General features: G+C 50.6%; 26 protein-coding genes and 1 riboswitch. Of the genes, 12 read left to right on the forward strand and 14 right to left on the reverse strand.

Annotated elements, in window-relative coordinates; translation table 11 throughout:
• Nucleotides 1-56: 56 nt before the first annotated feature.
• Nucleotides 57-2,090, reverse strand: a complete 2,034-nt coding sequence (gene metG, locus OGV57_RS18800; RefSeq protein WP_054528577.1) for a methionine--tRNA ligase — start codon at nucleotides 2,088-2,090, stop codon at nucleotides 57-59.
• A gap of 164 nt (nucleotides 2,091-2,254) precedes the next feature.
• On the opposite strand from metG, the gene apbC reads away from it, so the two are divergent.
• The 6 genes from apbC to OGV57_RS18830 all read left to right on the forward strand — a co-directional run bounded on the left by apbC (nucleotide 2,255) and on the right by OGV57_RS18830 (nucleotide 8,992).
• Entirely contained in the window at nucleotides 2,255-3,364 is a 1,110-nt protein-coding gene (gene apbC, locus OGV57_RS18805) for an iron-sulfur cluster carrier protein ApbC (RefSeq protein WP_003027343.1), read from the forward strand.
• Between the two features lie 265 nt (nucleotides 3,365-3,629).
• Nucleotides 3,630-3,914, forward strand: coding sequence for a DUF2574 family protein (locus OGV57_RS18810; protein ID WP_032936871.1), 285 nt, complete (start codon nucleotides 3,630-3,632; stop codon nucleotides 3,912-3,914).
• A gap of 272 nt (nucleotides 3,915-4,186) precedes the next feature.
• Complete coding sequence (locus OGV57_RS18815; protein ID WP_044702107.1) at nucleotides 4,187-4,765, forward strand: fimbrial protein; 579 nt, start codon at nucleotides 4,187-4,189, stop codon at nucleotides 4,763-4,765.
• Between the two features lie 63 nt (nucleotides 4,766-4,828).
• Nucleotides 4,829-5,512 carry a fimbria/pilus periplasmic chaperone gene (locus OGV57_RS18820; RefSeq protein WP_044702109.1) on the forward strand — a complete coding sequence of 228 codons (684 nt, stop codon included), beginning with the start codon at nucleotides 4,829-4,831 and terminating at the stop codon, nucleotides 5,510-5,512.
• 14 nt (nucleotides 5,513-5,526) lie between these two features.
• Nucleotides 5,527-8,013, forward strand: a complete 2,487-nt coding sequence (locus OGV57_RS18825) for a fimbrial biogenesis outer membrane usher protein (RefSeq protein WP_054528576.1) — start codon at nucleotides 5,527-5,529, stop codon at nucleotides 8,011-8,013.
• A gap of 13 nt (nucleotides 8,014-8,026) precedes the next feature.
• On the forward strand, nucleotides 8,027-8,992 hold the full coding sequence (locus OGV57_RS18830; protein WP_049025777.1) for a fimbrial protein: 966 nt from the start codon (nucleotides 8,027-8,029) through the stop codon (nucleotides 8,990-8,992).
• Between the two features lie 53 nt (nucleotides 8,993-9,045).
• On the opposite strand, the gene OGV57_RS18835 is transcribed toward OGV57_RS18830, so the two are convergent.
• Entirely contained in the window at nucleotides 9,046-9,378 is a 333-nt protein-coding gene (locus OGV57_RS18835) for an RcnB family protein (protein ID WP_016150637.1), read from the reverse strand.
• Between the two features lie 234 nt (nucleotides 9,379-9,612).
• Nucleotides 9,613-9,709: riboswitch (TPP riboswitch) on the forward strand.
• A 31-nt stretch (nucleotides 9,710-9,740) separates the two neighbouring features.
• Between OGV57_RS18835 and thiM the strand changes: the two genes are divergently transcribed.
• The 3 genes from thiM to OGV57_RS18850 are packed head-to-tail and all read left to right on the forward strand — an operon-like array spanning nucleotide 9,741 to nucleotide 12,115.
• Nucleotides 9,741-10,523, forward strand: coding sequence for a hydroxyethylthiazole kinase (thiM, locus tag OGV57_RS18840; RefSeq protein WP_046670053.1), 783 nt, complete (start codon nucleotides 9,741-9,743; stop codon nucleotides 10,521-10,523).
• A 2-nt stretch (nucleotides 10,524-10,525) separates the two neighbouring features.
• Nucleotides 10,526-11,326, forward strand: a complete 801-nt coding sequence (thiD, locus tag OGV57_RS18845; protein WP_003844369.1) for a bifunctional hydroxymethylpyrimidine kinase/phosphomethylpyrimidine kinase — start codon at nucleotides 10,526-10,528, stop codon at nucleotides 11,324-11,326.
• A 42-nt stretch (nucleotides 11,327-11,368) separates the two neighbouring features.
• On the forward strand, nucleotides 11,369-12,115 hold the full coding sequence (locus OGV57_RS18850) for a GntR family transcriptional regulator (protein WP_003027325.1): 747 nt from the start codon (nucleotides 11,369-11,371) through the stop codon (nucleotides 12,113-12,115).
• Here the strand turns inward: OGV57_RS18850 and OGV57_RS18855 are convergent.
• From OGV57_RS18855 to OGV57_RS18865, 3 genes are read right to left on the reverse strand one after another with little or no spacing between them, the layout of a single operon-like run.
• The gene (locus tag OGV57_RS18855; RefSeq protein WP_003840177.1) at nucleotides 12,089-13,054 is read right to left on the reverse strand and encodes a PfkB family carbohydrate kinase; all 966 of its coding nucleotides are present in this window, start codon (nucleotides 13,052-13,054) and stop codon (nucleotides 12,089-12,091) included. The two genes, OGV57_RS18850 and OGV57_RS18855, sit on opposite strands and share 27 nt — an antisense overlap.
• Nucleotides 13,051-14,055, reverse strand: coding sequence for an ADP-ribosylglycohydrolase family protein (locus tag OGV57_RS18860; RefSeq protein WP_016150633.1), 1,005 nt, complete (start codon nucleotides 14,053-14,055; stop codon nucleotides 13,051-13,053). The genes OGV57_RS18855 and OGV57_RS18860 overlap by 4 nt, the downstream gene beginning before the upstream one ends.
• A complete protein-coding gene (locus tag OGV57_RS18865) occupies nucleotides 14,052-15,329 on the reverse strand; it encodes a nucleoside permease (RefSeq protein WP_003027315.1) in 1,278 nt (425 codons plus the stop codon). The genes OGV57_RS18860 and OGV57_RS18865 overlap by 4 nt, the downstream gene beginning before the upstream one ends.
• Before the next feature lie 252 nt (nucleotides 15,330-15,581).
• Between OGV57_RS18865 and fbaB the strand changes: the two genes are divergently transcribed.
• Nucleotides 15,582-16,634 (forward strand): class I fructose-bisphosphate aldolase, encoded by a 1,053-nt coding sequence (fbaB, locus tag OGV57_RS18870; RefSeq protein ID WP_003027312.1) that lies wholly within the window; start codon nucleotides 15,582-15,584, stop codon nucleotides 16,632-16,634.
• A gap of 22 nt (nucleotides 16,635-16,656) precedes the next feature.
• On the opposite strand, the gene yegS is transcribed toward fbaB, so the two are convergent.
• The 7 genes from yegS to OGV57_RS18905 all read right to left on the reverse strand — a co-directional run bounded on the left by yegS (nucleotide 16,657) and on the right by OGV57_RS18905 (nucleotide 22,290).
• Nucleotides 16,657-17,556, reverse strand: a complete 900-nt coding sequence (yegS, locus tag OGV57_RS18875) for a lipid kinase YegS (protein WP_003027310.1) — start codon at nucleotides 17,554-17,556, stop codon at nucleotides 16,657-16,659.
• Nucleotides 17,557-17,687: 131 nt separating this feature from the next.
• Nucleotides 17,688-18,419: an arginine ABC transporter substrate-binding protein ArtJ gene (artJ, locus tag OGV57_RS18880; protein ID WP_054528575.1), complete on the reverse strand. Its 732-nt coding sequence runs from the start codon at nucleotides 18,417-18,419 to the stop codon at nucleotides 17,688-17,690.
• Nucleotides 18,420-18,681: 262 nt separating this feature from the next.
• Nucleotides 18,682-19,350: an arginine ABC transporter permease ArtM gene (gene artM, locus OGV57_RS18885; RefSeq protein WP_003840185.1), complete on the reverse strand. Its 669-nt coding sequence runs from the start codon at nucleotides 19,348-19,350 to the stop codon at nucleotides 18,682-18,684.
• Nucleotides 19,350-20,066 carry an arginine ABC transporter permease ArtQ gene (gene artQ, locus OGV57_RS18890; protein WP_054528574.1) on the reverse strand — a complete coding sequence of 239 codons (717 nt, stop codon included), beginning with the start codon at nucleotides 20,064-20,066 and terminating at the stop codon, nucleotides 19,350-19,352. The genes artM and artQ overlap by 1 nt, the downstream gene beginning before the upstream one ends.
• Nucleotides 20,067-20,072: 6 nt before the next feature.
• Nucleotides 20,073-20,804: an arginine ABC transporter substrate-binding protein ArtI gene (artI, locus tag OGV57_RS18895; protein WP_003027298.1), complete on the reverse strand. Its 732-nt coding sequence runs from the start codon at nucleotides 20,802-20,804 to the stop codon at nucleotides 20,073-20,075.
• Nucleotides 20,805-20,820: 16 nt separating this feature from the next.
• A complete protein-coding gene (artP, locus tag OGV57_RS18900) occupies nucleotides 20,821-21,549 on the reverse strand; it encodes an arginine ABC transporter ATP-binding protein ArtP (RefSeq protein WP_003027295.1) in 729 nt (242 codons plus the stop codon).
• A 225-nt stretch (nucleotides 21,550-21,774) separates the two neighbouring features.
• Complete coding sequence (locus tag OGV57_RS18905) at nucleotides 21,775-22,290, reverse strand: lipoprotein (RefSeq protein WP_016150628.1); 516 nt, start codon at nucleotides 22,288-22,290, stop codon at nucleotides 21,775-21,777.
• 126 nt (nucleotides 22,291-22,416) lie between these two features.
• Between OGV57_RS18905 and OGV57_RS18910 the strand changes: the two genes are divergently transcribed.
• Nucleotides 22,417-22,740 (forward strand): heavy metal-binding domain-containing protein, encoded by a 324-nt coding sequence (locus OGV57_RS18910; protein WP_001160725.1) that lies wholly within the window; start codon nucleotides 22,417-22,419, stop codon nucleotides 22,738-22,740.
• Nucleotides 22,737-23,567 (forward strand): N-acetylmuramoyl-L-alanine amidase, encoded by an 831-nt coding sequence (locus OGV57_RS18915; RefSeq protein ID WP_054528573.1) that lies wholly within the window; start codon nucleotides 22,737-22,739, stop codon nucleotides 23,565-23,567. The genes OGV57_RS18910 and OGV57_RS18915 overlap by 4 nt, the downstream gene beginning before the upstream one ends.
• A gap of 106 nt (nucleotides 23,568-23,673) precedes the next feature.
• Here the strand turns inward: OGV57_RS18915 and OGV57_RS18920 are convergent, their stop codons facing one another.
• Nucleotides 23,674-24,687, reverse strand: coding sequence for a 3-beta-hydroxysteroid dehydrogenase (locus tag OGV57_RS18920; protein ID WP_003840192.1), 1,014 nt, complete (start codon nucleotides 24,685-24,687; stop codon nucleotides 23,674-23,676).
• Nucleotides 24,688-24,784: 97 nt separating this feature from the next.
• Nucleotides 24,785-26,215, reverse strand: a complete 1,431-nt coding sequence (locus OGV57_RS18925) for an SDR family oxidoreductase (protein ID WP_054528693.1) — start codon at nucleotides 26,213-26,215, stop codon at nucleotides 24,785-24,787.

The following is a 26,215-nucleotide window of genomic DNA, read 5'->3' on the forward strand; positions in this document are numbered from 1 at the left end:
AAGCACTCACGTAGCAAAAAAAAAGCGCTGCGGTTGCAGCGCTTGAGATACTTGACTTACTTCACCTGTTGGCCTGGTTTTGCACCTTCATCCGGGCTTAACAGGAAGATATCTTTCCCGCCAGGACCTGCGGCCATTACCATCCCTTCAGAAATGCCGAAGCGCATCTTACGAGGAGCCAGGTTAGCAACCATAATGGTCTGGCGGCCAATCAGGGTTTGTGGATCCGGATACGCAGAACGAATACCAGAGAAGACGTTTCGTTTCTCACCACCGAGATCCAGCGTCAGACGCAGCAGTTTGTCGGAACCTTCCACGAATTCGGCGTTTTCAATCAACGCTACGCGCAGGTCAACTTTGGCGAAATCGTCAAAGGTGATGGTTTCCTGAATCGGGTCATCCGCCAGCGGACCGGTTACTGGTGTGGCAGCGGCTTTCACTTCTTCTTTCGACGCTTCCACCAGCGCTTCAACTTGTTTCATGTCGATGCGATTGTACAGCGCTTTAAAGGTGTTGACCTTGTGACCGAGCAGTGGCTGCTCAATGGCATCCCAGCTCAGTTCGCAGTTAAGGAACGCTTCCACACGTTCAGCAAGCGTTGGCAGAACCGGCTTCAGGTAAGTCATCAGCACACGGAACAGGTTAATGCCCATGGAGCAAATTGCCTGCAGGTCGGCATCGCGGCCTTCCTGTTTAGCCACAACCCACGGTGCTTGTTCGTCAACGTAGCGGTTTGCCACGTCGGCCAGCGCCATGATTTCACGAATAGCTTTACCAAATTCACGGCTTTCCCATGCTTCGCCGATCGCTGCTGCGGCGTCGGTGAAGGTTTTATACAGCGCCGGGTCGGCCAGCTCAGTCGCCAGAATGCCGTCAAAACGCTTAGTAATAAAGCCTGCATTACGGGATGCCAGGTTGACTACTTTGTTGACGATATCGGCATTAACGCGCTGGACAAAGTCCTCCAGGTTCAGGTCGATGTCATCAATACGTGAAGATAGTTTCGCCGTGTAGTAATAGCGCAGACTGTCGGCATCGAAGTGCTTCAGCCAGGTGCTTGCCTTAATGAAGGTGCCACGAGATTTAGACATCTTCGCGCCGTTCACCGTCACATAACCGTGGACGAACAGGTTGGTTGGCTTACGGAAGTTACTGCCTTCCAGCATGGCAGGCCAGAACAGGCTGTGGAAGTAAACGATATCTTTACCGATGAAGTGATACAGCTCGGCGTCGGAATCTTTCTTCCAGTATTCATCAAAGCTGGTGGTGTCACCGCGCTTATCGCACAGGTTTTTGAATGAACCCATATAGCCAATTGGCGCGTCCAGCCAGACGTAGAAGTACTTGCCAGGCGCATTCGGGATTTCAAAACCGAAGTACGGGGAATCGCGGGAAATATCCCACTGTTGCAGGCCGGATTCGAACCATTCCTGCATTTTGTTGGCGACCTGCTCCTGTAACGCGCCGCTGCGTGTCCACGCCTGCAGCATTTCGCTGAATGACGGCAGGTCAAAGAAGAAGTGTTCGGAGTCACGCATCACCGGCGTCGCGCCAGACACAACGGATTTCGGCTCGATAAGTTCGGTCGGGCTGTAGGTTGCGCCGCAGACTTCACAGTTATCGCCGTACTGATCCGGAGACTTACATTTCGGGCAGGTGCCTTTAACAAAACGATCCGGCAGGAACATGCCTTTTTCCGGATCGTAAAGCTGGGAGATTGTACGGTTCTTAATAAAACCGTTTTCCTTCAGGCGCGTGTAAATCAGCTCAGACAGCTCACGGTTCTCTTCGCTGTGCGTCGAGTGGTAGTTGTCATAGCTGATGTCAAAACCTGCAAAATCAGTCTGATGCTCCTGACTCATTTCACCGATCATCTGCTCTGGCGTGATCCCAAGCTGCTGTGCTTTCAGCATGATTGGCGTACCGTGTGCGTCGTCCGCGCAGATGAAGTTAACCTGGTGGCCGCGCATTCGCTGGTAACGGACCCAGACATCAGCCTGGATGTGCTCCAGCATATGGCCGAGGTGGATTGAGCCGTTGGCGTACGGCAGCGCGCACGTTACCAGAATTTTCTTCGCGACTTGAGTCATAGTGGGCAATTACTTCTTTTGTAGTGAAAAGGGCTTTGATAGTACCAAAATGGTAATTACTGCGCCAAGCGATAAGGGCATTTATCCGTAAATGAATAATTGTTGCGGTTGGAGTAAACTACTTGGCGACTATTGTATATTCAGAACAACAAAAAGGAGTCGGGATGAACGCACAATCCCAGGCCAAATCACCAGAGACCCTGCGCGCCATGGTTGCCGGGACGCTGGCGAATTTTCAGCATTCAACCCTGAAGCATAATCTGACGACGCTTAAAGCGTTGCACCACGTCGCCTGGATGGATGACACGTTGCACGTTGAGCTGGTCATGCCGTTCGTTTGGCATAGCGCGTTTGAGGACTTAAAAGAGCAATGTAGCGCCGATCTGCTGCGTATTACCGGCGCGAAAGCGATCGACTGGAAACTGTCGCATAACATCGCGACGCTGAAACGCGTGAAAAATCAGCCAGGTATTAATGGTGTGAAAAACATCATCGCCGTCAGTTCAGGTAAAGGTGGCGTGGGTAAATCCTCTACCGCCGTGAACCTGGCGCTGGCGCTGGCTGCAGAAGGGGCGAAGGTGGGGATTCTGGACGCCGATATTTATGGTCCGTCTATCCCGACAATGCTTGGCGCGGAAAACCAGCGTCCAACCTCGCCAGATGGTACCCACATGGCGCCGATCATGTCTCATGGTCTGGCAACGAACTCCATTGGTTATCTGGTCACTGATGATAACGCGATGGTGTGGCGCGGCCCGATGGCCAGTAAAGCGCTGTTGCAGATGTTGCAGGAAACCTTATGGCCGGATCTTGATTATCTGGTACTGGATATGCCGCCGGGCACTGGTGACATCCAGTTGACGCTGGCGCAGAACATACCGGTAACGGGCGCGGTTGTTGTCACTACGCCGCAGGACATCGCGCTGATCGATGCGAAAAAAGGCATTGTGATGTTCGAAAAAGTCGAAGTGCCGGTATTGGGTATTGTTGAGAATATGAGTATGCATATTTGCAGCAATTGTGGCCATCATGAGCCAATCTTTGGCACCGGTGGCGCGCAGAAACTGGCCGAGCAGTACCATACCCAACTGCTGGGACAAATGCCGCTGCATATTTCTCTGCGTGAAGACCTCGATCGCGGTACGCCGACGGTTATCAGCCGTCCAGACAGCGAATTTACCGCCATTTACCGCGACCTTGCAGGGCGTGTGGCGGCACAGCTGTATTGGCAGGGAGAAGTTATTCCGGGCGAGATTGCTTTCCGCGCGGTGTAATTTATAGCGTTACAGATATTCACCGCATTAATGTATTATTGATGCGGTGAATATATTAAATTTAAAAATATTACGATATTGTTCATTCTGCGTTTATAATTCATACCTTTTTCCGAATAAATCATCTCAATGCATCATTGTAATTGATCAAATCTATCTCATTAATCTACAATTTCAATTGGTTCAAACAGGGTAGTTAACCCATAATTCACAGTGCAGGCAGTTTGTATGCTGTTTTCCACCCATTACAGGAATAATGAACACAATGAAGAAAAGTTTATTCTTGGGAGTTATTACTCTGGCTTATGGAATGAGTTTGCAGGCTTTGGCTTCTGATACAATCGATGGAAAGCTAACAATCATCGGGCATATTGTTGAGTCCACATGCCATATCGATATGACAGGTGGCGAGCCTCAAAATGATTGCCAGTCAGATGCGGCTCGATTGACGGCTGGAAACGACAAACCAAACTACCAAGGGGTCAATACGAAACGTGTGATGTTACCGGGTGATACGACACGGCAAATAGTGCTCAATACCTACGATTAATGACCTCAGAATGAATCTTGTCAAACGGCAGTTTTACCCAGCGTAATACTGCCGCTTCTTTAATTTTTCCTTCTATTACATTTGCTTTCCGTTATTTATTATTATCGTCAATTACTTAAATATGTATTATCTAATTCTTGAATAATGCTTAGTGAAATTTGCTTTAAATCAAATAAAACATCATTTCACATTGCGGTAAAATTATTCTCGTGACATTTTGATTTCGAAGTTGTTAAAAGGATGTGTTTATTAAAGTTAATAAGGAATGACCAATGAAAAGATCCATTATTTTTTCGGCAATGTTACCATTTTTATCTGTCGGAATGGCGCATGCTGCGGATATCACTGATGAGGGACAGTTAATCATTCAAGCAACTGTAGAAGGGTCTTCTTGTCATTTTAATTCCAATGGTGGTGACTCGGCAATTATTGATATGGGTACAATTTCAACTTCTGATGTGTATAAAATTGGTATCGGAGCTATTAGCAATACAAAAGTTTGGAATACCGATGCAGATTCAATTGAAATTATTTGTCCGTCTACGGTAGAGTTAAAAAATATTACCTTTTCACCAACTAAATTCTCAGAACATCCGGGACTATTACAGGATGATGAGGACGATACTACCGGCGTAGGGTTCGCTGTTGATTTTTATAACACCACCACGAGTTTCGTTAATATCAACGAGAAAGACCAGGTTGTGGATGTTAGTGGGTTGAAAGGTGAGTCCATTGGAAATGAAGGTGTCAAGTACACCTTAAAATTTGATGCCCGATGGGCACGACTGGCTCAGGTTGTTAACGCTGGCGATGTAAAATCTACGATAAAATTTACTGTTGAAACTGATTAATTCTAAATGGCTATATTGTCGGGATGACTCGACAATATAGCGCTATCAATAAGGTAGTGTATTATGAAACGGATTTTACTTTCAGGCCTGATAGCATTGACGCTCCCGGCACACGCTGATATCGTGATTTATGGCACCCGTGTTATATATCCGGCAGAGAAAAAAGAGATTATCGTTCAGTTGATGAATGAGAGTACCAAGGCATCACTGGTACAATCCTGGATTGATGATGGCGATACTACATTACCTCCGGAAAAAATAGATGTACCATTTTTGCTGACTCCGCCAGTTATCCGTGTTAAAGGTAATTCAGGGCAGCAAATAAAAATCAAAAAAATTGCCAATAACTTACCAAGTGATAAAGAAAGTCTTTTTTATTTTAATGTGCTGGATATACCCCCAAATACAAATAATCAAGATGGGAAGAATACGCTAAAATTTGCCATGCAGAACAGATTGAAATTGCTGTACCGACCTAAGAGCGTCGAGTCAGTCACACAAAATAGTATTAAAAAGTTAAGTTTTTCTCGCAGCAACGGTGGGCTAAATTTAAATAATGCTACTGCGAATTGGATTACCATTCCCAAGATTGAAGCGAACAGAAATCAGCTAAATGGTAAAACTATTTTATTACCACCGTTATCCAGTCAACTGCTCCAACTGAGAAATAATGGTAGCAATCAGTATGTTGTGACCATTATTGATGATCGCGGTAATTATGTTAGCGATACGCTCAGAGTTAAATAATATGAGGTGTGGTCATGTTAAGGATAACTCCACTTGCTTCCACGATATTTTTTCTGTTGTTCTCGGGTCAGCTATTTGCTGAAGAAGAAACATTTGATACCCATTTTATGATGGGGGGATTAAAGGGTGAAAAGGTCAGTGATTTTAGATTTGATGGTGAAAAACCGATTTCTGGAACCTATGATCTAGATATCTATCTTAACAACCAATGGCGTGGAAAATATGAGTTGAATGTCAAAGATGAACCTGATGACACGTGTTTGACATGGGATCTCATTCATCGTCTTGGGATTAAGTCTGAAGGGATTAAAGTCGATAAAGAAGCACAATGTGTGCCTTTAAAAACTGCACTTAAAGGGGGAACTTCGACTTTTGATGTGAGCCGATTTCGCCTTGATCTCAATGTCCCGCAGGCTTTTGTCAATGAACTTGAATACGGTTACGTCGAGCCTGAAAACTGGGACCGGGGGATTAATGCGCTGTATACTTCCTATTATGTGAGCCAATACTATAGCGATTATAAAGACTCCGGTAACAGTAAAAATACTTTTGCTCGTTTTAATAGCGGGTTGAATTTATTTGGTTGGCAACTACATTCTGATGCCAGTTACAATAAGACTGATGATAGTAATGGTGAGTGGAAGAGTAATACGCTTTATCTGGAGCGCGGCATCCCGGAAATATTGGGCACATTGCGCGCGGGTGATATGTACACATCATCAGATATTTTTGATACCGTTCGGTTTTGCGGGGTGCGCTTGTATCGCGATATGCAGATGCTGCCGAACTCAAAACAGAATTTTACGCCGTTAGTTCAAGGGATTGCACAAAGTAATGCCCTTGTCACTATTGAACAAAATGGTTTTGTTGTCTATCAAAAAGAGGTACCGCCGGGCCCCTTCTCGATTGCCGATTTGCAGTTAGCAGGCGGCGGGTCGGACCTCGACGTTAGCGTGAAAGAAGCGGATGGTACCGTTACGACCTATCTGGTTCCTTATTCGTCTGTACCTAATATGTTACAGCCTGGCGTGTCTAAGTATGATTTTGTTGCGGGTCGCAGCCATATTGAAGGCGCCAGCAACCAAAGTGATTTCGTTCAGGCCAGTTATCAGTATGGCTTTAATAATCTATTAACGCTGTATGGCGGTACAATGCTGGGGGATAACTATAATGCTTTTACGCTGGGAACTGGCTGGAATACGCGCATTGGTGCTGTTTCTTTTGACGCCACGCAGTCACATAGTAAACAGGATAATGGTGACATTTTTGATGGCCAGAGTTACCAGGTTGCGTGGAATAAATATGTTACGCAGACAGGGACGCGATTTAGTTTAGCGGCATACCGATATTCTTCTCGTGACTATCGTACATTTAACGATCACGTATGGGCGAATAACAAAAACAGTTATCATCGTGATGAAAATGATGTCTACGATATTGCTGATTATTATCAGTATGATTTCGGTCGTAAAAACAGTTTTACAGCCAACATCAATCAGTCGCTTCCTGAGGGGGGGGGAGCCGTATCGCTAAGCACATTATGGCGTGACTACTGGGGACGTAGCGGTAGTAATAAAGATTATCAACTGAGCTACACCAATAGTTGGCAACGGATTAGCTATACGCTTTCTGCTAGCCAAACCTACGATGAAGATCATAATGAAGATAAACGTTTCAACATCTTTATCTCCATACCCTTTAACTGGGGAGATGGCATATCCACGCCACGGCGACAGGTATATCTCTCGAACTCGACCACATTTGATGATGATGGTTTCGCATCAAATAATACCGGTATCAGTGGGATTGCAGGCGATCGCGATCAATTTAACTATGGTTTAAACCTGAGCCATCAGCGACAAGACAGCGAAACCAGCGCTGGGGCAAACGTTACGTGGCGTGCTCCTGTTGCAACGGTTAACGGTAGTTATAGTCAATCTACAAAATATAAACAAAGCAGTGGCAGCATCTCCGGTGGGGTTGTGGCGTGGGCTGGTGGTATAAACCTGGCAAACCACCTTTCTGAGACTTTCGCCATCATAAATGCCCCCGGACTTGAAGGTGCTTATATCAATGGGCAGAAATATCGGGAGACCAACAGTAAAGGTACGGTGGTATATGATGGGATGAGTGCGTACCGTGAGAATATGCTGACACTGGATGTCTCTAATACCAATAGTGAAACAGAATTACAGGGTAACCGTAAAAGTGTTGCGCCATATCGTGGGGCAGTGGTCAAAGCGCAATTTGATACCGACCAGCGTAAGCCCTGGTATTTTAAAGCACTGCGACCGGATGGTTCCCCATTAACCTTTGGTTATGAAGTGGAAAGCGAACAGGGCGAAAATATTGGTCTGGTTGGGCAAGGCAGTATGTTGTTTATTCGTACTAATGACGTACCTGCAAAAATAAAAGTTGCCATTGATAAACAACAAGGACGTTACTGCACAATCTCCTTCAATCAGGAAATTGATGTCAGTAAGACATACTCATGTCAATAAAAGGATAATGATGATGAGATGGATACTGTTAACGGTATTAACATTATGCTCTTTTTGGGCACAGGCTGATAAATGTGATTTTGTTCCTCCGCCAAATATTACGGGAGCATATTCTTTCACCCCAGATTCGATGTCCGGTGTACTTGATGGTAGCGTTTTTGCTTCTGGCCAGGATGGCACTGTTGTACTGGACTGTAAGTCACAGGAGAGGGCATGGTTGAAGGCCGCAATGGCCATCTTGCATAGCAGTGAATATGCTTTTAAGGTAGGCAGTCAATATTATATTGTTTCCTTTTCAGTGAGTTATCAAGCAAAGGATATTGTTGCAAATAAAGCAAAGTATACATTGTCAGATTTTTTTGACATGGCGGGTTTAGTACTGAACTATTCAATTGTTGCGGCCCCAGACCGCGGGGCCGCAACGATCATCGCCCCTGGTGCGACTATCCCTCTCGTTACTGAGTTGAGCCTTGAATACTGTCAGGGAAATAAGGATAACTGTAGTTCAAAAAAATTAAATTATAATTTAAATGTTATGATTATGGTCGATATCACAACCTGCTACTTTGGTAATCAGGAAATTGATCTGGGGAGGATAAATATTAATGATCTTGATAAGAAAGAATTTGAGCTTCACCCGGTAATATTCACCTGTCAGGCAAGTGGGGCCGGGAATCTGAAGTTTACGCCTGTTAATCTATTATTTTATTTTGAACCGATGAGTCCGTTGGCGGAGGATTCGATAACCCTGACCAACGATTATGGTACTGCGGCGAATAGCGCAGGGTCGGTAGGATTTCAGTTATCAATGGACGGTTCAACCAGTATTGGTTATGGCAGAAGTAACCTGTATCGTTCTGACACTGTGAAAGGGAATACAGTACCAATCAATATTTACGCCCGCACCAGAACGTATGCAGGGAAAGTCACTGCGGGAGAAACAATGAGTCGGGTAAAGGTCGTTATTGACTATAATTAAAAAGTAAGCAAAGCAGGAAATTCACGCACCCAACTATACTGGGTGCGTTTATTTTACCGGTGATAAAAAATCTCGCCATCGTAAGCTTTAATGATCTTAGCATCGGCATCATTGACCAGCACATACGCGCCGCCCATGTAGGTCCAGTGGGTGCCTGCCGTCGGCGCGGGCAGATTGCGTAGATTCCACTGTTTAATGGTGTATTCTTCGGTGAGATACAGTGGTGGGACCTTGTCACCGGGTTTGAAATGGGTGAAGTCAGCAATAAAGCTGCTCAGTTCATATTTATCGATACCGGTGGGGGCAGCTGTTGCGGTTGGCGCGGCCCAGACGACGCTGCTTGCAAGCAGAAGTGCACCCAGCAACATTTTATTCTTCATACCCATCCTCTCTACCTCTTCGGGTCATCAAAATCAGTCATGTATCATTCCTGGCATACCGGATGTCTGACAAGCACTATTTTGTGATCACTCCAGTCATTTCGTAAAAAGTGTAAATGAAAGTACAGAATTGCAGCAACCTTGACCAGTAGTTTCACTGTGAGGGCGGGTAGTACGCCAATTTACATCGCTAAGCACAGGCAGTATCCTGTTACTGAAACCAGCATATTACGTTTGTGTTTCAACGACTCGGGGTGCCCTTCCTGGTGAAGGCTGAGAAATACCCGTACTACCTGATCTGGATAATGCCAGCGTAGGGAAGTCTGACACTGCCCGTGTCCCTTCTTCGCGCGGGCAGGAGCTGAACCATGCAGCCTGACCTGCACAGCCGCGCGCTCGCGGCTCACACTTTGCACCAATTTAGAACCCTATCCCCGCTCACACACTGTATGACCAATGAGGTCGTGCAAAGCTTTACTGCCAATACATTACTGGCGCTGGGCGCATCGCCGGCGATGGTGATCGAACCTGAAGAAGCCAGCCAATTCGCCGCTATTGCCAGTGCATTGCTGGTTAATGTCGGCACCTTAACTCAGGAGCGGGCCACGGCGATGCGCGCCGCCGTTGAGCGGGCTTATCATGCTAAAACCCCGTGGACGCTCGATCCCGTTGCCGTAGGCGCGCTTGAGTTTCGCCGCCGCTTTTGTCTGGATTTACTGTCGCTACAGCCTGCTGCTATTCGTGGCAACGCTTCGGAAATACTTGCTCTCGCCGGCATGAACGGTGGGGGACGCGGCGTGGATACAACCGATACAGCTGTCGCTGCGCTTCCGGCAGCGCAGGCGCTGGCTCGTCAGATTGGGACCATTGTCGTGGTTACCGGCGAAGTGGATTACGTCACCGATGGTCAGCGTACCGTTGGCGTGGACGGCGGCGACCCGTTAATGACTTGCGTGGTGGGCACCGGATGCGCGCTATCAGCGGTTGTTGCAGCCAGTTGTGCCTTGCGTGGTGACCGACTTGATAACGTCGCCTCCGCCTGTAGCTGGATGAAACAGGCCGGGCAAATCGCCACCGAGCAATCAAACGGACCGGGCAGCTTTGTCCCGGCATTTCTCGACGCCCTTTATAACCTGAACGCCCAGGAGTAAGCATGAAACGGATTAACGCATTAACGATCGCCGGAACCGATCCAAGCGGTGGCGCGGGTATTCAGGCCGATTTAAAAACCTTCTCGGCGCTGGGCGCATACGGCTGTTCCGTTATTACGGCGTTGGTGGCGCAAAATACGCGCGGGGTGCAGTCGGTGTATCGTATTGAACCTGACTTTGTCGCTGCGCAGCTGGACTCTGTGTTGAGTGATGTGCGTATCGACACCACAAAAATTGGTATGTTGGCGGAGACGGATATTGTTGAAGCGGTCGCCGAACGTTTGCGTCGTCATCGGGTACAAAATGTGGTGCTGGACACGGTGATGCTGGCAAAAAGCGGCGATCCGTTGCTGTCACCCTCGGCGGTAGAAACGCTGCGTACCCGTTTGCTGCCACAGGTTTCGATTATCACCCCTAATTTACCCGAAGCTGCTGCACTGCTCGGGGCATCGCATGCGCAGACTGAGCAGGAGATGTTAGAGCAGGGAAGAGCGCTACGGGCGCTGGGTTGCGAGGCGGTGTTGATGAAGGGCGGTCATCTGGATGACGCGCAAAGCCCGGACTGGCTCTTTACTCGCGACGGCGAGCAGCGTTTTACCGCGCCGAGGGTGATGACCAAAAATACCCATGGCACCGGTTGTACGCTATCGGCGGCGTTGGCAGCCTTGCGTCCGCGCCATAACAACTGGGCCGATACCGTACAGGAAGCCAAACTGTGGCTTTCAGCGGCGCTGGCACAGGCAGACACGCTGGAGGTTGGCGAGGGAATTGGTCCGGTGCATCATTTTCACGCGTGGTGGTAATGGGTATACTGGCTGCAGAAACGGCGGCCAGGGAAAAGATAAATGGAACAAGCGCATACCCAGCTTATCGCACAACTGAATGAACGTATTTCAGCGGCGGATAACACGCCGCTGTATATGAAATTTGCGCAGACGGTGAAGAATGCTGTGCGCAGTGGGATCCTGGAACACGGCAATATCCTGCCCGGCGAGCGCGACCTCAGCCAGTTGACCGGCGTTTCTCGGATTACGGTACGCAAGGCGATGCAGGCCCTGGAAGAAGAGGGTGTAGTAACACGTGCCCGCGGTTACGGAACGCAAATCAACAATATCTTCGAGTATTCGCTCAAAGAAGCGCGCGGTTTTTCTCAGCAGGTGGTGTTGCGCGGTAAAAAACCGGATACGTTGTGGGTTAACAAAAGAATTGTACCTTGCCCGGAAGAGGTGGCACAGCAGTTGGCAGTTGTCACAGGAAGTGATGTCTTTCTGCTCAAACGAATTCGTTACGTTGACGAAGACGCAGTATCTATTGAAGAGTCTTGGGTACCCGCACATCTAATTCATGATGTGGATGCCATTGGTGTTTCTCTGTATGACTATTTTCGTAGCCAGCATATTTTCCCACAGCGTACGCGCTCACGCGTTAGCGCCAGAATGCCGGATGCAGAGTTCCAGGCGCACATTCAAATGGATAGTAAAGTGCCGGTACTGGTGATCAAGCAGGTAGCGCTTGACCAGCAGCAACGGCCTATTGAATACAGCATCAGTTACTGTCGTAGCGATCTATACGTTTTTGTGTGCGAGGAGTAGCGCCTCGCGTGATGGGGCGCAATCGCCGCCACGATGCCCAACTACCCAGGACGCCACCGCGTTACCTAACAGCACTGAGTCGGCCAGCGTCCAGCCAGACGCTAGTCCGGCCAGCATGCCGCCGGCATGGCTGTCTCCTGCGCCGATAGTATCAATGACCGCCGTTGCAAATGCCGGTACGCAGCCGGATGTCTGTGCGCTGAAATACCATGCGCCGTCTTTATCCTGACGCACTACCACCGGTGCGGTGAAACGCTGCACCCATTCTGCGCCAAAACCTTCCACATCCTGACTCAATGCAAATCGCTCGGCAGCAATTTCCGCCTCCTGACGATTAAGTGACACCAGCGGACGGCAGGCCATAATTCGTACCAGTAAGGGCTCGGGAATGTCGCCGATGCGCGGACCAAAATCGATAAACGGTGTCACCTCTTCCAGACCTTCCAGCCACTGCACCAGCAATTCACCGCACGGGGACGCTAGCTGATAACCCGAGAGATACACCAGGCTATGACGCGGGATATCCAGCTGTGCCAGCCAGGCGGCATTCCACTGATTCTCAACGCCGCTAAAGGACATAAAGGTACGTTCGCCATCCGGTTCCACCAGCGCCAGACACCAGCCGTTATCGCCTTCGGCGTTGTCGATCAGGCTGTGCAGCCCCTCTTTTGCCATCCGATTGCGGATAATGTCGGCCCACACCCCCTGACCCAGCGGTAACGCATTACTGGCGTCGATACCTAAACGCTTGAGCGCTACGGCAATATTGAGTGCGCAGCCGCCAACGTTCACGCCTTGCTGTTTGAGTTCGATATCACAGCCTCGCCAGGGGAGGGCATACGCATCGGCAATGACATCAATCACCGCTGCACCCACCACCGTTACTGGCCGCTGTGTTCGTAACTGCGAGAGAAGTTGTTGCAGGCGCATGGTGCTCATAGCGCCTCCCGCTGCTCACGCAGTCGTATTAACCCGTTGGCGTAGCGGGTAAAGTCCAGCTCATTAACCGCATCCAACTCCTGCTTCAATGCCGGGTCAATCGCGTCGACGCCGTGCAGCGCGCCACAAATGGCGGTTGCCATCGCTCCGATGGTATCGGTATCGCCGCCGAGGTTCGCGCACAGAATGGCGCAGCGGTTGGGATCGGTCTGCGCCAGTTCGACCATCGCGATGGCGCAAGGCACAGACTCAATGGTGCTGGTTCCTGCCCCCACAACCTGATACAACTGCTCGCTGGCGGACTCAATGCCGTCGGCGTTACGGACGATTTTCAGCGCCATCTCAAGGCGTGCAGAGAGAGAGGCGCTAAAGGTAGTGATCCGCTTTTGCTGCGCATGCAGGGCAATGGCAGGCAGCGCATCAACAATCTCTGACCATGTTCCTCCGTCGATGGCGCGCGATACCGCCCACGCGACGACAACGGCTCCCGCGATAGCCAGATCCGATTTATGCGTCGGGCTGGAGGCCAGTGCCACATCATCGATAAAGGCATCAAGATTGCGGGCGGGTAGCAGGCATCCCAGTGGCGAAACGCGCATTGCCGCACCGTTGGTCACGCCATTATTCTCCAGTTCGGCGACAGGTTTGCCGTCGCGAATGGCTTTGAGCGCAATTTTTGAGGTCGGGCCGAGCACGTTTTTATTAAAGGCATCAAAACGCTCTGCCCAGGCCAGAATATTGCGACCAATAACGTCGGGTACAATCTCTCCGTCGCACTCAAGCAGGGCATCTGCCAGACACAGCGCCATAGACGTGTCATCAGTAAACTCTGCCTGGTTAAAGTAGCAGGCAGCATTATTTTCCGCCGGACCAGGCAAAAAACTGTCGATCCAACCGAAATGGGCTTTAACCCGGGTTCTTGGCCACAGTTCCGACGGCATGCCCATCGCATCCCCTAACGCCTGCCCATAAAGAGCACCGAGAATACGTTCTGCTTTCATTTTACTTCCCCTTGTTTCAACGCTACATCGCGATCGTCCACCTTAATGGCGGTGATTTCTTTGTCAGATTCGCGAAAGAAAATCATAAACATCACGGCAATGACGGCAATCATGACCGCGCCAAATCCCCACATGCCAGCCCAGTTAAAGGTGAGACCATTAACCGGTTCCTGGTAAGCAAACATTTTTTCCATCATCACGCCGCCCAGACGGTAACCGAGCAGGCTGCCGAATCCCTGACAGCAGAGGGTGATAAGCCCTTGCGCTGCGGTGCGCATGTGAACCGGCGCTTTTTTATCGACATAGATGTAGGCCGTGACGTAATAGAAGTCGTAACTGACACCGTGCAGCAGAATGCCGAGAAACAGCAGGGCGTAAGTGAAATATTCTTCCGCACCACCGTAAACGAAAAATCCGTAGCGGATCGCCGCAGTAATAAGACCAAGCAATAATACCTTTTTAATGCCAAATCGTTTGGTGAAAAACGGTAGTGCCAGCATAAAGAAGATTTCAGAGAACTGGCCCAGCGTCATCCAACCGGTGGCGTTTTTCATTCCGACTTCTGTCAGGTAGCCGTTGGCGAAGATGTAATAGAACGCCAGTGGCATCGCAAACAGGAAAGAACAAAAGAAAAAGACGAGGAAATTTTTATCGCGCAGCAGGATCAGCGCATCCAGACCCAGCATGACTTTGAAATCCATTTTGCCGGTACTTTTTGGTGGCGTATCCGGTAAGAAGAACGCAAAGACGCCCAACAGTGCAGAGCTTCCGGCAGTGATCAGCAGGGGAATATTGGTGGGTGAAATGTCGCTATAGCCAAGCATTTGCGGTAAGAAACCACAGGCCAAACCAGAGGCAATCCAGCCGATGGTTCCCATCACTCGTATGCGCGGGAAATCACGCTCAACGTCCGGTACGTTGGCAAAAGCAATACTGTTAGTCAGCGCAATCGTCGGCATATAGGTCAACGAATAGGCCAGTAACAGCGGGAAGAATCCGCTGAAGGTTGTTTGCTGGGCGGCGAAGTACATCAGAATAGCGCCGACGAACATCAACACCGCCAGCACTTTTTGCGCGGAGAAAAAGCGGTCAGTGATTGAACCGACCAGAATGGGCGACAGGATCGCGGCGATCGCGGTACAAGCGTAGGACCAGCCGATCTCCCCGGCGCTAAAGCCGCTTTTACTCAGCCACAGCCACAGCGGTACAAACCAGGCGCCCCAGATAAACCACTCTACAAACATCATGAACGACAGCTTAACTGTAGTTTTCATCTTTAAATCCTTCATGACAGGTAAGGTACGCATTGATAGTACCATTAGGTAATACCTTTAAAATACCTTTGTGGTCTAAATTTGACCGCCTTAACATTATTTCTTCCTGAATCGAGCCAGCAGAAGTTGCTGAAAAGTGCGCTAAAGATGGAAAAAAAGCGCAGTCGGTACCAGGCTTAATGCTGCCCGCAAAAAGGCGGGTCAGGACAATCCACATTCCGGTTTCAAATCGGAAATTACGGGAGCATAGCTATGACTGATATTGCGCAGTTGCTTGGCAAAGACGCCGACAACCTTTTACAGCATCGTTGTATGACCATTCCTTCTGATCAACTTTACCTGCCTGGACATGATTACGTCGACCGTGTGATGGTGGATAACAATCGGCCGCCTGCCGTGCTGCGTAACATGCAGACGCTGTATAACACGGGGCGACTGGCCGGGACAGGGTATCTGTCGATTCTACCGGTGGACCAGGGGGTAGAGCACTCCGCTGGCGCATCGTTTGCGGCTAACCCGCTGTACTTTGATCCGAAGAATATTGTGGAGCTGGCTATCGAAGCTGGGTGTAACTGCGTGGCATCGACCTATGGCGTGCTGGCTTCTGTCTCCCGTCGCTACGCGCACCGCATTCCGTTCCTCGTTAAAATTAACCACAACGAAACGCTGAGTTATCCGAATACGTTCGACCAGACGCTGTATGCCAGCGTAGAGCAGGCGTTCAATATGGGCGCGGTTGCGGTAGGGGCAACCATCTATTTCGGTTCTGAGGAATCTCGCCGCCAGATTGAGGAGATTTCGGCCGCGTTTGAGCGCGCCCATGAGCTGGGTATGGTCACCGTGCTGTGGGCGTATCTGCGTAACTCCGCGTTTAAAAAAGATGGCGTGGATTACCATGTTTCTGCCGATCTTACCGGACAGGCTAACCATCTGGCGGCTACTATCGGGGCGGATATCGTTAAGCAGAAAATGGCGGAAAATAACGGTGGGTATAAAGCGGTTAATTTTGGCTACACCGACGATCGCGTCTACACCAAGTTGACCAGCGAGAATCCAATTGACCTGGTACGTTATCAACTGGCGAACTGTTATATGGGGCGCGCCGGGTTAATTAACTCCGGCGGCGCGGCTGGCGGCGAAACCGATCTTAGTGATGCGGTACGTACGGCGGTGATTAACAAACGAGCAGGCGGCATGGGGCTGATTCTTGGACGCAAAGCATTCAAGAAAACCATGGCCGACGGCGTTAAGCTGATTAACGCCGTGCAGGATGTTTATCTGGACAGCAAAGTTACCATCGCCTGATTACAGCCGGGGTGTCGTTGTGTTAGCGCAACAGTGGACAACCCGGCGGCAGTCTGCAACGTAACGCCTCAGGCAGGATTTCAATATGAAACTCCTGTCCGCTGAGCGGTTCGCCATCAAGATTAAAGGTAATTTCGTGTGGGGCGCGGATATCAAACCACGATGATGCGCCCTCGATGATGTTAGGGTTGTCTTCGGATTGCGTTAACGCCGAAAGCAGCCCTGGCAACAGTTCTTCGCCGGTAAAAATGCGCAGTTGCAACAGACCATCGTTGATCAGCGCCGTTGGGCAAAGCTGTTGCCCGCCTCCAGCCTGACGACCATTACCGATACCAATCACCAGCGCCTTACCTTGCCAGTGAAAATCTTCCCCACGAATATCGCAGACGTCGGGTTTGAGCGTATCCATGCGCATTAATCCGTGGATAAAGTATGATACGCCACCCAACGCAGCTTTGAGTTTTTCCGGCGTTTCGGTAGTGATACGTGTGCCGAAGCCGCCGGTCGCCATGTTGATAAAACAGGTTTTATCATTGACCTGCACCATATCGATCGCTGTCGCATTTGCGGCAATAGCCAGCTTTAATGCCTTATCGAGGTCGTCGGGTATCCCCACGCTGGTGGCAAAATCATTTGCCGTTCCCAACGGTAAAATACCCAGCGCCGGAATATTGTCGCCCTGCGACTGGATCAGCGCCGTCGAAACTTCGTTGATGGTGCCGTCGCCGCCGCCGGCAATCACCGTTTCAACGCCTAGCTGACGAGCTTCATCAACGTAGCGTTGGGCATCGCCTTTTTCCCAGGTCACGCGAACATGGATTTCCACGCCTTCATCGCGAAGCTTCGCAATGGCATCACGCAGGGGGAGATTATCAGCACTTTTTCCATTGAGGATCAGTAAACTGGCAGGGAACGCTATCATCCGTTTGCCTCACTTTTTTTCGTTTTAACAAGTGTATGCCAGGAAAGTGTTTATGGCGTAAGAACTGACTGAAAGCGCAGGCGAAGAGATAAAAAAAGCCGCAGAGCGCGGCTTTTCAGATTGGGCAGACGTTACTGCGGGAACCACTGATCGCTGATTTTCTGGTACGTGCCGTCAGCTTTGATTGCCGCCAGCGCGCTGTTCAGTTTTTCCAGCAGGGCTTTGTTATCCGGGCGAACCGCGATGCCAAGGCCAGTACCGAAGTATTGCGGGTCGGTTACTTTGTCAGTGGCTACGCCTAACTGCGGGTTGGTTTTCAGCCACTCGTTAACCACAGCAGTATCGCCAAATACGCCATCAATACGGCCATTTTTCAGGTCGATAATCGCATTCTGATAGCTATCGTAGGCCACGGTTTTCACCTCAGGATGTTTATCCTGCAGGTATTTCTGATGGGTGGTGCCGTTTTCCATACCGATGCGCTTACCTTTCAGGTCGGCAAAGGTTTTATAGGTGTCTTTTTTCGCAATCACCAGCGCGGAGTTGGCATAGTAAGGCTGAGTAAATGCAACCTGCTTGCTACGCTCAGGTGTGATATCCATTCCGGAAATAACCGCATCATATTTCTTGAATTTCAGCGCGGGGATCAGGCTATCGAAAGCGTGATTGGTGAAAGTACATTCTGCCTGCATTTGTTTGCACAGCGCCGTTGCCAGGTCGATGTCAAAACCGACAATCTTATTGCTGGCGTCCAGTGATTCAAATGGCGGATACGTGGCTGATACACCGAAACTAATTTTATCAGCAGCTGAGGCGCCAGCGGCGAAAGTAGCAAGTAATGCGACCAGTACTAACTTTTTCATGGTGGAACTCCCGTCTGTCAATCTTATGATTATTTACCGTGTCTGCGGCGTGGATTAACAATGCCATTTAATGAATTTATATGCAATAAAAATGATTAAATATTTTTAATGGCATAAAAAAAGACGGACAATTTAGGTTGTTGTCCGTCTTTATTATTTTAATTTATGCATATTTGCCGGATGGTGGTGCTAGCACCTTATCCGGCCTACAAAAGGTGCATGAACCGTAGGCCTGATAAGCGTAGCGCCATCAGGCATATGCTTAATTCCGGTGTTCAAACGCCAGCGCTTTACGTTCGATTAGGCGCATCATCAGCGTCAGCAAGCCGTTGACGATCAGGTAAATCACGCCCGCCGCACCGAAGACCATAACGTCGTATGTGCGGCCATATAGCAGTTGGCTATAACCCATGACTTCCATCAGGGTGATGGTGTAAGCCAGTGAGGTACTTTTAAATACCAGCACCACTTCGTTGGAATATGAGGAGAGGGCGCGTTTAAAGGCGTACGGCAACAGAATCGCCAGCGTATCCTTTTTGCTCATCCCCAATGCACCGCAGGACTGCCACTGGCCTTCCGGGATTGCACGGATAGCGCCGTAGAACAGTTGCGTAGTGTAGGCCGCACTGTTTAACGACAGCGCAATTAAGGCGCATAACCAGGGTTCAGAGAGCAGATGCCACAGCACCGGATATTCTTGCAATGCCGGAAACTGTCCTGGTCCGTAGTAGATCAGGAAGATTTGCACCAGCAGCGGTGTACCGGTAAACAGCGTGATATAGGCGCGAACCAGCCACACCAGCACCGGCGTTTTCAGCGTCAGGATGACGGTGAAGATCAGCGCCAGTACCAGAGCAACCACGATGGAGGCGACCGTCAGCGTCAGGCTGGTATGCAGCCCTTTCAACAATTCAGGTAAATACTCAAGCATCAGCCTGGTCTCCGCTCAAAACGTGTCGCGCGCAGGTCAATGCGTTTGAGAATGTACTGACTCACCAGCGTAATCACCAGGTAAATAGCGGCCGCCACAATGTACCAGGTAAACGGCTCCTGGGTACGGGTAGCGATGCTCTTGGTTTGCAACATCAGATCGTTCACGCTGATAAGGCTGACCAGCGCGGTATCTTTCAGCAATACCAGCCACTGGTTACCCAGTCCCGGTAAGGCATGACGCCACATCTGCGGCATCACCAGACGAAAGAAGATCGCGGCTTTAGACAAACCTAACGCCTGACCTGACTCCCATTGCCCGAGTGGCACGGCCTTCAGCGCGCCACGCAGCGTTTGCGACGCGTAAGCGGCATACAGCAATGACAGTGCAATGACACCGCACAGGAACGGGCTGACGTCGAAGTTTTCGATCTGCATCTGAACCGGGATTTGTACAAACCCGAGATTGAGCGTAAAGCCATCAGCCAGCGTCAGCAGCAGTTGTGAGGAGCCGAAATAGATAAACAGAACCACCAGAATTTCTGGTAGACCGCGCAGGATGGTGACCAGGGCCGAGCCCGCCCATGCCACCGGGCGCCATTTTACTGACTCCCAGACGGCAAAAAACATGGCGAGCGCAAGGCCAATGATCAGCGCACAAACGGCAAGGCCGACGGTCATCCCGGCGGCGCTTGCTAAAGGAAAAAATTCATTCATCAAATATTACTTCTGGAACCATTTGTTGTAGATGGTCTCGTAAGTCCCATCTTTCTTCACTTTTTCCAGCGCAGCGTTAAATTTCTGCTGCAGCTCGGTATTGCCCTGGCGCACAGCGATGCCCAGACCAGTACCGAAGTAATCTTTATCCGTGACTTTGTCGCCAACCGCGGCCAGTTTTGGATTGTCTTTCAGCCACTCTGTCACTACTGCGGTATCACCAAAGACGCCGTCAATACGACCGTTTTGCAGATCGAGTTTGGCATTCTGATAGCTGTCATACGGCACGGTAGTCACTTCCGGATGTTTATCCATGATGAATTTCTGGTGCGTCGTCCCGTTTTGAACGCCGACTTTTTTGCCTTTCAACTGATCAATGCTGGTGTATTTACCCTGTTGGCCAACAAACAGCGCAGAGTTGTCGTAGTAAGGGGTGGTGAACAGAACCTGTTTTTCACGCTCAGGCGTGATGTCCATACCGGCCATCACCGCGTCAAAACGACGGAATTTCAGGCTCGGGATCAGGCTGTCGAAGGCCTGATTGGTGAAGGTACAGGTAGCGTCAATCTCTTTACACAGCGCATTCGCCAGATCAACGTCAAACCCTACGATCTTGTTGTTAGCATCGATCGATTCAAACGGAGGATAAGACGCTTCGGTGGCGAAACGAATGGTTTGGGCTGCGGTAGCGGAAAGGCTAAAACCTGCGATTAGCGCGGCAATCAGAACTTTTTTCATTGTATTGTCCCGAATCTTAGTGAGAAAGATAGTTTTTAAACGCTTCGGTTTGCGGGTTGGCAAAGCAGCTCGCATCCCCAAACTCGACGATATGACCGTTTTCCATGTACACCACGCGACTGGCCGTTTTACGAGCAACTTCCACTTCGTGGGTGACGATCACCTGAGTAATATTGGTTTCCGCCAGCTCACGAATGATGCTGACGATTTGGGCGGTGATTTCCGGGTCAAGCGCTGCGGTAGGCTCATCAAACAGCAGCACCTGTGGTTCCATCATCAACGCGCGGGCAATGGCCACACGCTGCTGCTGGCCGCCGGACAGATGCAGTGGATAGCGATCGCTGTACGGCTTCAGACGCAGTCGTTCCAGCAGTTTCTCGGCACGCGCCATCGCTTGCTCTTTTGTCAGACCCAGTACGCGGCAGGGCGCTTCAATCAGGTTCTGCACCACCGTGAGATGCGGCCAAAGATTATATTGCTGGAAGACCATGCCCACGTTTTGACGCAGATCCCGAATGGCTTTATCTGACGGGGTTTTCGTGAAGTCGAAACGGTTACCCGCAATAGAGAGCGTGCCCGAGCGCGGCATCTCAAGCAGGTTGAGTACGCGCAGTAGCGAGCTTTTCCCGGCTCCACTTGGGCCAAGTAACACCAGTGTTTCACCCTGAGGGCAATCCAGCGTGATATCGAACAGCGCCTGATGTGCGCCGTAGAAGCAGTTAATGCCGTTTAATTGAATACTCATTGACACTCGATACTGGCAGTCTGATAGCTATTGAAGCCGCAGATACTACCTTTGACAGAATAGTTATGCAATATTTATGCGTTAAAAGTTAAATGCAAACCGCATTCTTCTCTAAACATAGCACAAAATAGCGGGGCCACCAGTGGGCAAGAATAATTGTCGGCATTCTATGCAGAATGCCAGACAATTAATGGGGGTTATGATTTGGGCGAGTAAATGGCGCGATTAACGGTTTTCGACAGACTGGCGCAACGTCCCGGCTGGCGCGTGTACGCTGCCGCCCAGATAGCGGACATCATCAACGACCCAGCACTGGCCTTCGCGGATCATCAGCACTTCATCACGCCAGCTCTGGTCACCCTGTTTCAGCTCTACGCGTAGCGGAATGTTGCGTGCATCACTATTCGGAATAGTCGATGCGCTGGCGACGCTGGCACTGTCCGGTAACGTAGCCCGACTGGAGAACGGATCGCTGTTAAACAGGTCGCGGTGTGCATTATCGCGGCTGGCGTCGGTCAGCAGTTTAGCCAGGTTGTCGCTAAGGTATGGACGAAGTGGGGTAAGATCATTGTTTCGATGCTGAATACGGTAATCATAGAATTGTTGAGCCACGCTGTCTGGCCCGCCTTCTACGCATGAACCGCTACGCGTGCCGTTATCTTTATAGACCGGCGTCACGGTCGTACAGGCGCTGAGAAGGAGTGCACAGGGAACCAGCAGAGAGAGTTTCGAGTAGCGCATAATGATTTCCTTATTAGCTTTCTACTATTAGTGTTCTACGTTGATAGAATATATCCTTTCAATGATAGTGGATCGGTTCGATAATGCTTTTGAGATCGTGCTCTTAGCGCAAAAAGGAGATTAACCATGCAGTTTTCGACTACCCCTACGCTGGAAGGGCAGAGCATCGTGGAATACTGCGGTGTTGTGACTGGCGAAGCCATTTTAGGCGCGAATATTTTCCGCGATTTTTTCGCCGGCATTCGCGATATTGTCGGCGGTCGCTCCGGCGCGTATGAAAAAGAGCTGCGTAAAGCGCGTGAAATTGCTTTCCAGGAGCTGGGCGAACAGGCCAAAGCGCTGGGTGCTGATGCGGTGGTCGGTATTGATATTGATTACGAAACCGTGGGCAAAGACGGCAGTATGCTGATGGTGAGCGTCAGCGGTACCGCGGTGAAAACTCGCCGATGAAGCGTCTGTTGTGTCTGCTGGCATTTACGCTGTTGCTGGTGGGATGTGCTGGCGAAAAAGGGATTGTCGACAAAGACGGGTATCAGTTAGATACCCGCCGTCAGGCACAGGCTGCTTATCCACGCATTAAAGTGCTGGTTATCCATTACACGGCCGATGATTTTGACTCTTCTCTGGCTACGCTGACCGATAAAAACGTCAGCTCGCATTATTTGATCCCGGCTGTGCCGCCGCTCTACCACGGCAAACCGCGTATCTGGCAACTGGTGCCGGAAAAAGATCTGGCCTGGCATGCGGGGATTAGCTTCTGGCGTGGCGCTACGCGTATTAACGATACCTCAATTGGCATTGAGCTGGAAAACCGCGGCTGGCAAAAATCGGCAGGGATAAAATATTTTGCGCCGTTTGAACCCGCGCAGATTCAGGCGCTGATCCCATTGGCGAAAGATATTATCGCCCGCTACGACATAAAACCGCAGAACGTGGTAGCCCATGCGGACATCGCGCCGCAACGTAAGGACGATCCTGGACCGCTTTTCCCATGGAAAGTGCTGGCCGAACAGGGAATTGGCGCGTGGCCGGACACTCAGCGCGTAGCATTTTATCTTGCCGGGCGAGCGCCTCATACGCCGGTAGCAACCGAATCTTTACTCGATCTGCTGTCGCGTTACGGCTATGAGATAAAATCTGATATGACGCCGCGCGAACAGCAGCGGGTGATTATGGCCTTCCAGATGCACTTCCGCCCGACGCTGTGGAACGGCGCGGCGGATGCAGAAACTCAGGCGATTGCCGAAGCGTTACTGGAAAAATACGGGCAGGGTTAACGCAGAACACCAATGCCTGATGGCGCTTCGCTTATCAGGCCTACGACTAATTTGGGCTGGTTTTTTGTAGGCCGGATAAAGCGCTTGCGCCGCCATCCGGCAATGGTTAACGCGGCAGCTTACCATGGTCGCGCAGCCAGGCCGCGGTACGTTCAATCCCTGCATCCAGCGTCACAATGGGCTGATAACCCAACTCTTCCTGAGCGCGGGTAGTATCCAGCGTAAAATCAAAATTTAGCTTCGAGACGCCGTAATGCGTCAGCTTTGGCTCTTTTGCCGATTTATTGCCTAAGCGCTCCATGCTGCGGGCAATCATGTCCAGCATCGGGTAGGGAACGGAGCGGATCCGACAATCAATATTCAGCTCGTCGATGAGTTTCTGCACAATGCTGCGCAGAGTGCGATGCTCGCCGTTGGTAATGTTGTACGCGCGACCTGACGGCAGCTTATCGCAGGCTTGCTGACTTGCCAGCCACATCGCGTGCACTGCATTTTCGTAGTAGGTCATATCTACCAGCGCACTTCCGCCGTGCGGCAACAGGATGCTGCCATAGTGGTACATCATATGGGCCAGGCGCGGGATAAAGACCTTATCGTGTGGTCCGAACAGGCTTTGCGGACGCAATACCGTAAAACGCGTCTGCGGGTTGGCCTGCGCCAGCAACGCGATCACGTCTTCGCCAGCTGCTTTGCTGCGGGCAAATTCATTGGCGAAGCGGTGCGGACGAAAGTCCTCTTTGATATCGCGATGGTGGTGATAATCAAAATAGAGCGACGGCGAGGAGATATGAATGAAGTTGCGAACGCCCCAGGCCACGGCCCACTCGCCCAGACGGCGAGTTGCGCGAACGTTGGCCAGATCGAAGGCTTCCTGAGTTCCCCACGGTGAGGTAAAACTGGAGCAGTGCCACAGCGTGTCGATGCCGGCAAGCATCACTTTTGCTTGCGAAGAAACCAGCTCGGTCAAATCCGCATGCACAAATTCTGCGCCCATTTTCTCCAGCAGCTTGCCCATCGCTTCATTGCGACCGGTGGCTCTGACGCTGACGCCTTTGCTGCATAAAAACTCAACCGCGTTTCGGCCCAAGCCGCTGGTGGCTCCGGTAACCAGTACCTTCATATCAATCCACTGTGTTTAAAAAACGTCGTGCGCATTCTTCCGTGAAATACGCCTGTATGCAATGGGAAACATGAAAGAATACAGGCTCTTTTTATCATTAGTCTGTGATTTGTTCTGCAAGTTTGGCTATACGCTTCGCCATCCCCCTGAAAATGAACAGGTGCGCGGGGATCATCAACAGCCAGTAGAAGAGGCCAGGCATACCGTGCGGATGCCACCAGGCGCGTACATCAATGCGTCGATGATCGCCTTTATCTTCCAGTGTGAAGCTCAGGCGACCCAATCCCGGCGCTTTCATCCCAAACAGCAGCGTCAGCTGTTTCTCCGGCTCAACGATGATGACTTTCCAGCTATCAACGGTGTCGCCAACTTGCAATAGTGGGTGTTCGGGACGACCTTTTGCCAGCTTATGGCCGACCAGCAGGTCCAAGGCCGCGCGCGTCTTCCATAGAATATTGCCAAAGAAATAGCCTTCTTTGCCGCCGAGTCGATTCACTACCTGCCACAGTGCTTTTTTGCTGGCGGCGGTTTCAACGCTAAAGCCAGCTTGTTTGGCGAAATAGCCATATTCTGGACGCCAGCGGGCAAACGCCTGCGCGTCGTAACCCCAGTCGCTGGAGTTGACCAGCTTTTCTTCTTCCTTCAACGTACTGCGCACCGCGTCATCAAAGGCAATCAGCTTTTGCGGGATCAGCGCACGTAGTTCGGTGTCATCGGCCAGCAGGTCGTGTTTTAAGCCCTGGATCAGCGCCTTGGCCGTGGTTGGCGGCACTGACGTAATGACGTTTAAAAACCAGACCGAAATCCAGCGGGTAGGGAAGGGGATGGGTATGAGCAGGCGATGTTTACCGCTGACCGCCATAAAATGCTCGAACTGTTCCTGATAGCTCAACACCTGCGGGCCGGCTGCTTCGAGTACGCGGTGATGTTGCGTGGGATGATCCAACAACGCTACCAGGTAGTACATCAAATTCTCTAGCGCGATGGGTGTGGTACGTGAGCGCACCCAGCGCGGAGGGGTGAGTACCGGCAGGTTGTAGACCATGTCGCGCATCACTTCAAAGGCAGCGGAACCTGCCCCCACGATAATGCCCGCACGCAATTCCGTCATTGGCACGCCTGATTCACGCAGAGTATCTGCGGTTATCTGTCGCGCACGCAGATGATCGGATTGTTCATGCCGGGGAGCCTGTAATGAGCTCAGGAAAATAAGCTGTTTGACCGCTGTATTACGCAGTGCATCGCGGACATTCATCGCCACCTGACGTTCGTGGGCGATAAAATCACCGCCTTCACCCATGCCATGGACCAGGTAATAAACCGTATCAACACCCGCCAGCAGCGGGGGGAGGTTATCTGGCCAATTCAAATCGACTTTATGGCAACTGACGTTGGCCAGTTGCTGCTTTTCCAGTCGTTCAATGCGACGTGCCGCAGCCAACACCTGATGCCCTTGCTGACTGAGCGCCTGTACCAAATGCTGACCAATGTAGCCACTGGCGCCAAGAACCAAAATCCGTTGCGGCAC

The organism is Citrobacter sp. Cf087 (assembly GCF_030334285.1).
GTDB lineage: Bacteria > Pseudomonadota > Gammaproteobacteria > Enterobacterales > Enterobacteriaceae > Citrobacter > Citrobacter freundii.

Bases quoted from the DNA above. Each gene is read 5' to 3' on its own strand.
- OGV57_RS18860 (WP_016150633.1), bottom strand. From the start codon at position 14,055: ATGAAAGCAGAACGTATTCTCGGTGCTCTTTATGGGCAGGCGTTAGGG.
- thiM (WP_046670053.1), top strand. From the start codon at position 9,741: ATGCAGCCTGACCTGCACAGCCGCGCGCTCGCGGCTCACACTTTGCAC.
- yegS (WP_003027310.1), bottom strand. From the start codon at position 17,556: ATGATAGCGTTCCCTGCCAGTTTACTGATCCTCAATGGAAAAAGTGCT.
- apbC (WP_003027343.1), top strand. From the start codon at position 2,255: ATGAACGCACAATCCCAGGCCAAATCACCAGAGACCCTGCGCGCCATG.
- metG (WP_054528577.1), bottom strand. From the start codon at position 2,090: ATGACTCAAGTCGCGAAGAAAATTCTGGTAACGTGCGCGCTGCCGTAC.
- OGV57_RS18815 (WP_044702107.1), top strand. From the start codon at position 4,187: ATGAAAAGATCCATTATTTTTTCGGCAATGTTACCATTTTTATCTGTC.
- artJ (WP_054528575.1), bottom strand. From the start codon at position 18,419: ATGAAAAAGTTAGTACTGGTCGCATTACTTGCTACTTTCGCCGCTGGC.
- artI (WP_003027298.1), bottom strand. From the start codon at position 20,804: ATGAAAAAAGTTCTGATTGCCGCGCTAATCGCAGGTTTTAGCCTTTCC.
- OGV57_RS18905 (WP_016150628.1), bottom strand. From the start codon at position 22,290: ATGCGCTACTCGAAACTCTCTCTGCTGGTTCCCTGTGCACTCCTTCTC.
- OGV57_RS18810 (WP_032936871.1), top strand. From the start codon at position 3,630: ATGAAGAAAAGTTTATTCTTGGGAGTTATTACTCTGGCTTATGGAATG.
- OGV57_RS18855 (WP_003840177.1), bottom strand. From the start codon at position 13,054: ATGAGCACCATGCGCCTGCAACAACTTCTCTCGCAGTTACGAACACAG.
- OGV57_RS18835 (WP_016150637.1), bottom strand. From the start codon at position 9,378: ATGGGTATGAAGAATAAAATGTTGCTGGGTGCACTTCTGCTTGCAAGC.
- OGV57_RS18830 (WP_049025777.1), top strand. From the start codon at position 8,027: ATGAGATGGATACTGTTAACGGTATTAACATTATGCTCTTTTTGGGCA.
- OGV57_RS18820 (WP_044702109.1), top strand. From the start codon at position 4,829: ATGAAACGGATTTTACTTTCAGGCCTGATAGCATTGACGCTCCCGGCA.
- OGV57_RS18850 (WP_003027325.1), top strand. From the start codon at position 11,369: ATGGAACAAGCGCATACCCAGCTTATCGCACAACTGAATGAACGTATT.
- artP (WP_003027295.1), bottom strand. From the start codon at position 21,549: ATGAGTATTCAATTAAACGGCATTAACTGCTTCTACGGCGCACATCAG.
- OGV57_RS18865 (WP_003027315.1), bottom strand. From the start codon at position 15,329: ATGAAAACTACAGTTAAGCTGTCGTTCATGATGTTTGTAGAGTGGTTT.
- fbaB (WP_003027312.1), top strand. From the start codon at position 15,582: ATGACTGATATTGCGCAGTTGCTTGGCAAAGACGCCGACAACCTTTTA.
- OGV57_RS18825 (WP_054528576.1), top strand. From the start codon at position 5,527: ATGTTAAGGATAACTCCACTTGCTTCCACGATATTTTTTCTGTTGTTC.
- thiD (WP_003844369.1), top strand. From the start codon at position 10,526: ATGAAACGGATTAACGCATTAACGATCGCCGGAACCGATCCAAGCGGT.
- OGV57_RS18915 (WP_054528573.1), top strand. From the start codon at position 22,737: ATGAAGCGTCTGTTGTGTCTGCTGGCATTTACGCTGTTGCTGGTGGGA.
- artQ (WP_054528574.1), bottom strand. From the start codon at position 20,066: ATGAATGAATTTTTTCCTTTAGCAAGCGCCGCCGGGATGACCGTCGGC.
- OGV57_RS18910 (WP_001160725.1), top strand. From the start codon at position 22,417: ATGCAGTTTTCGACTACCCCTACGCTGGAAGGGCAGAGCATCGTGGAA.
- OGV57_RS18920 (WP_003840192.1), bottom strand. From the start codon at position 24,687: ATGAAGGTACTGGTTACCGGAGCCACCAGCGGCTTGGGCCGAAACGCG.
- artM (WP_003840185.1), bottom strand. From the start codon at position 19,350: ATGCTTGAGTATTTACCTGAATTGTTGAAAGGGCTGCATACCAGCCTG.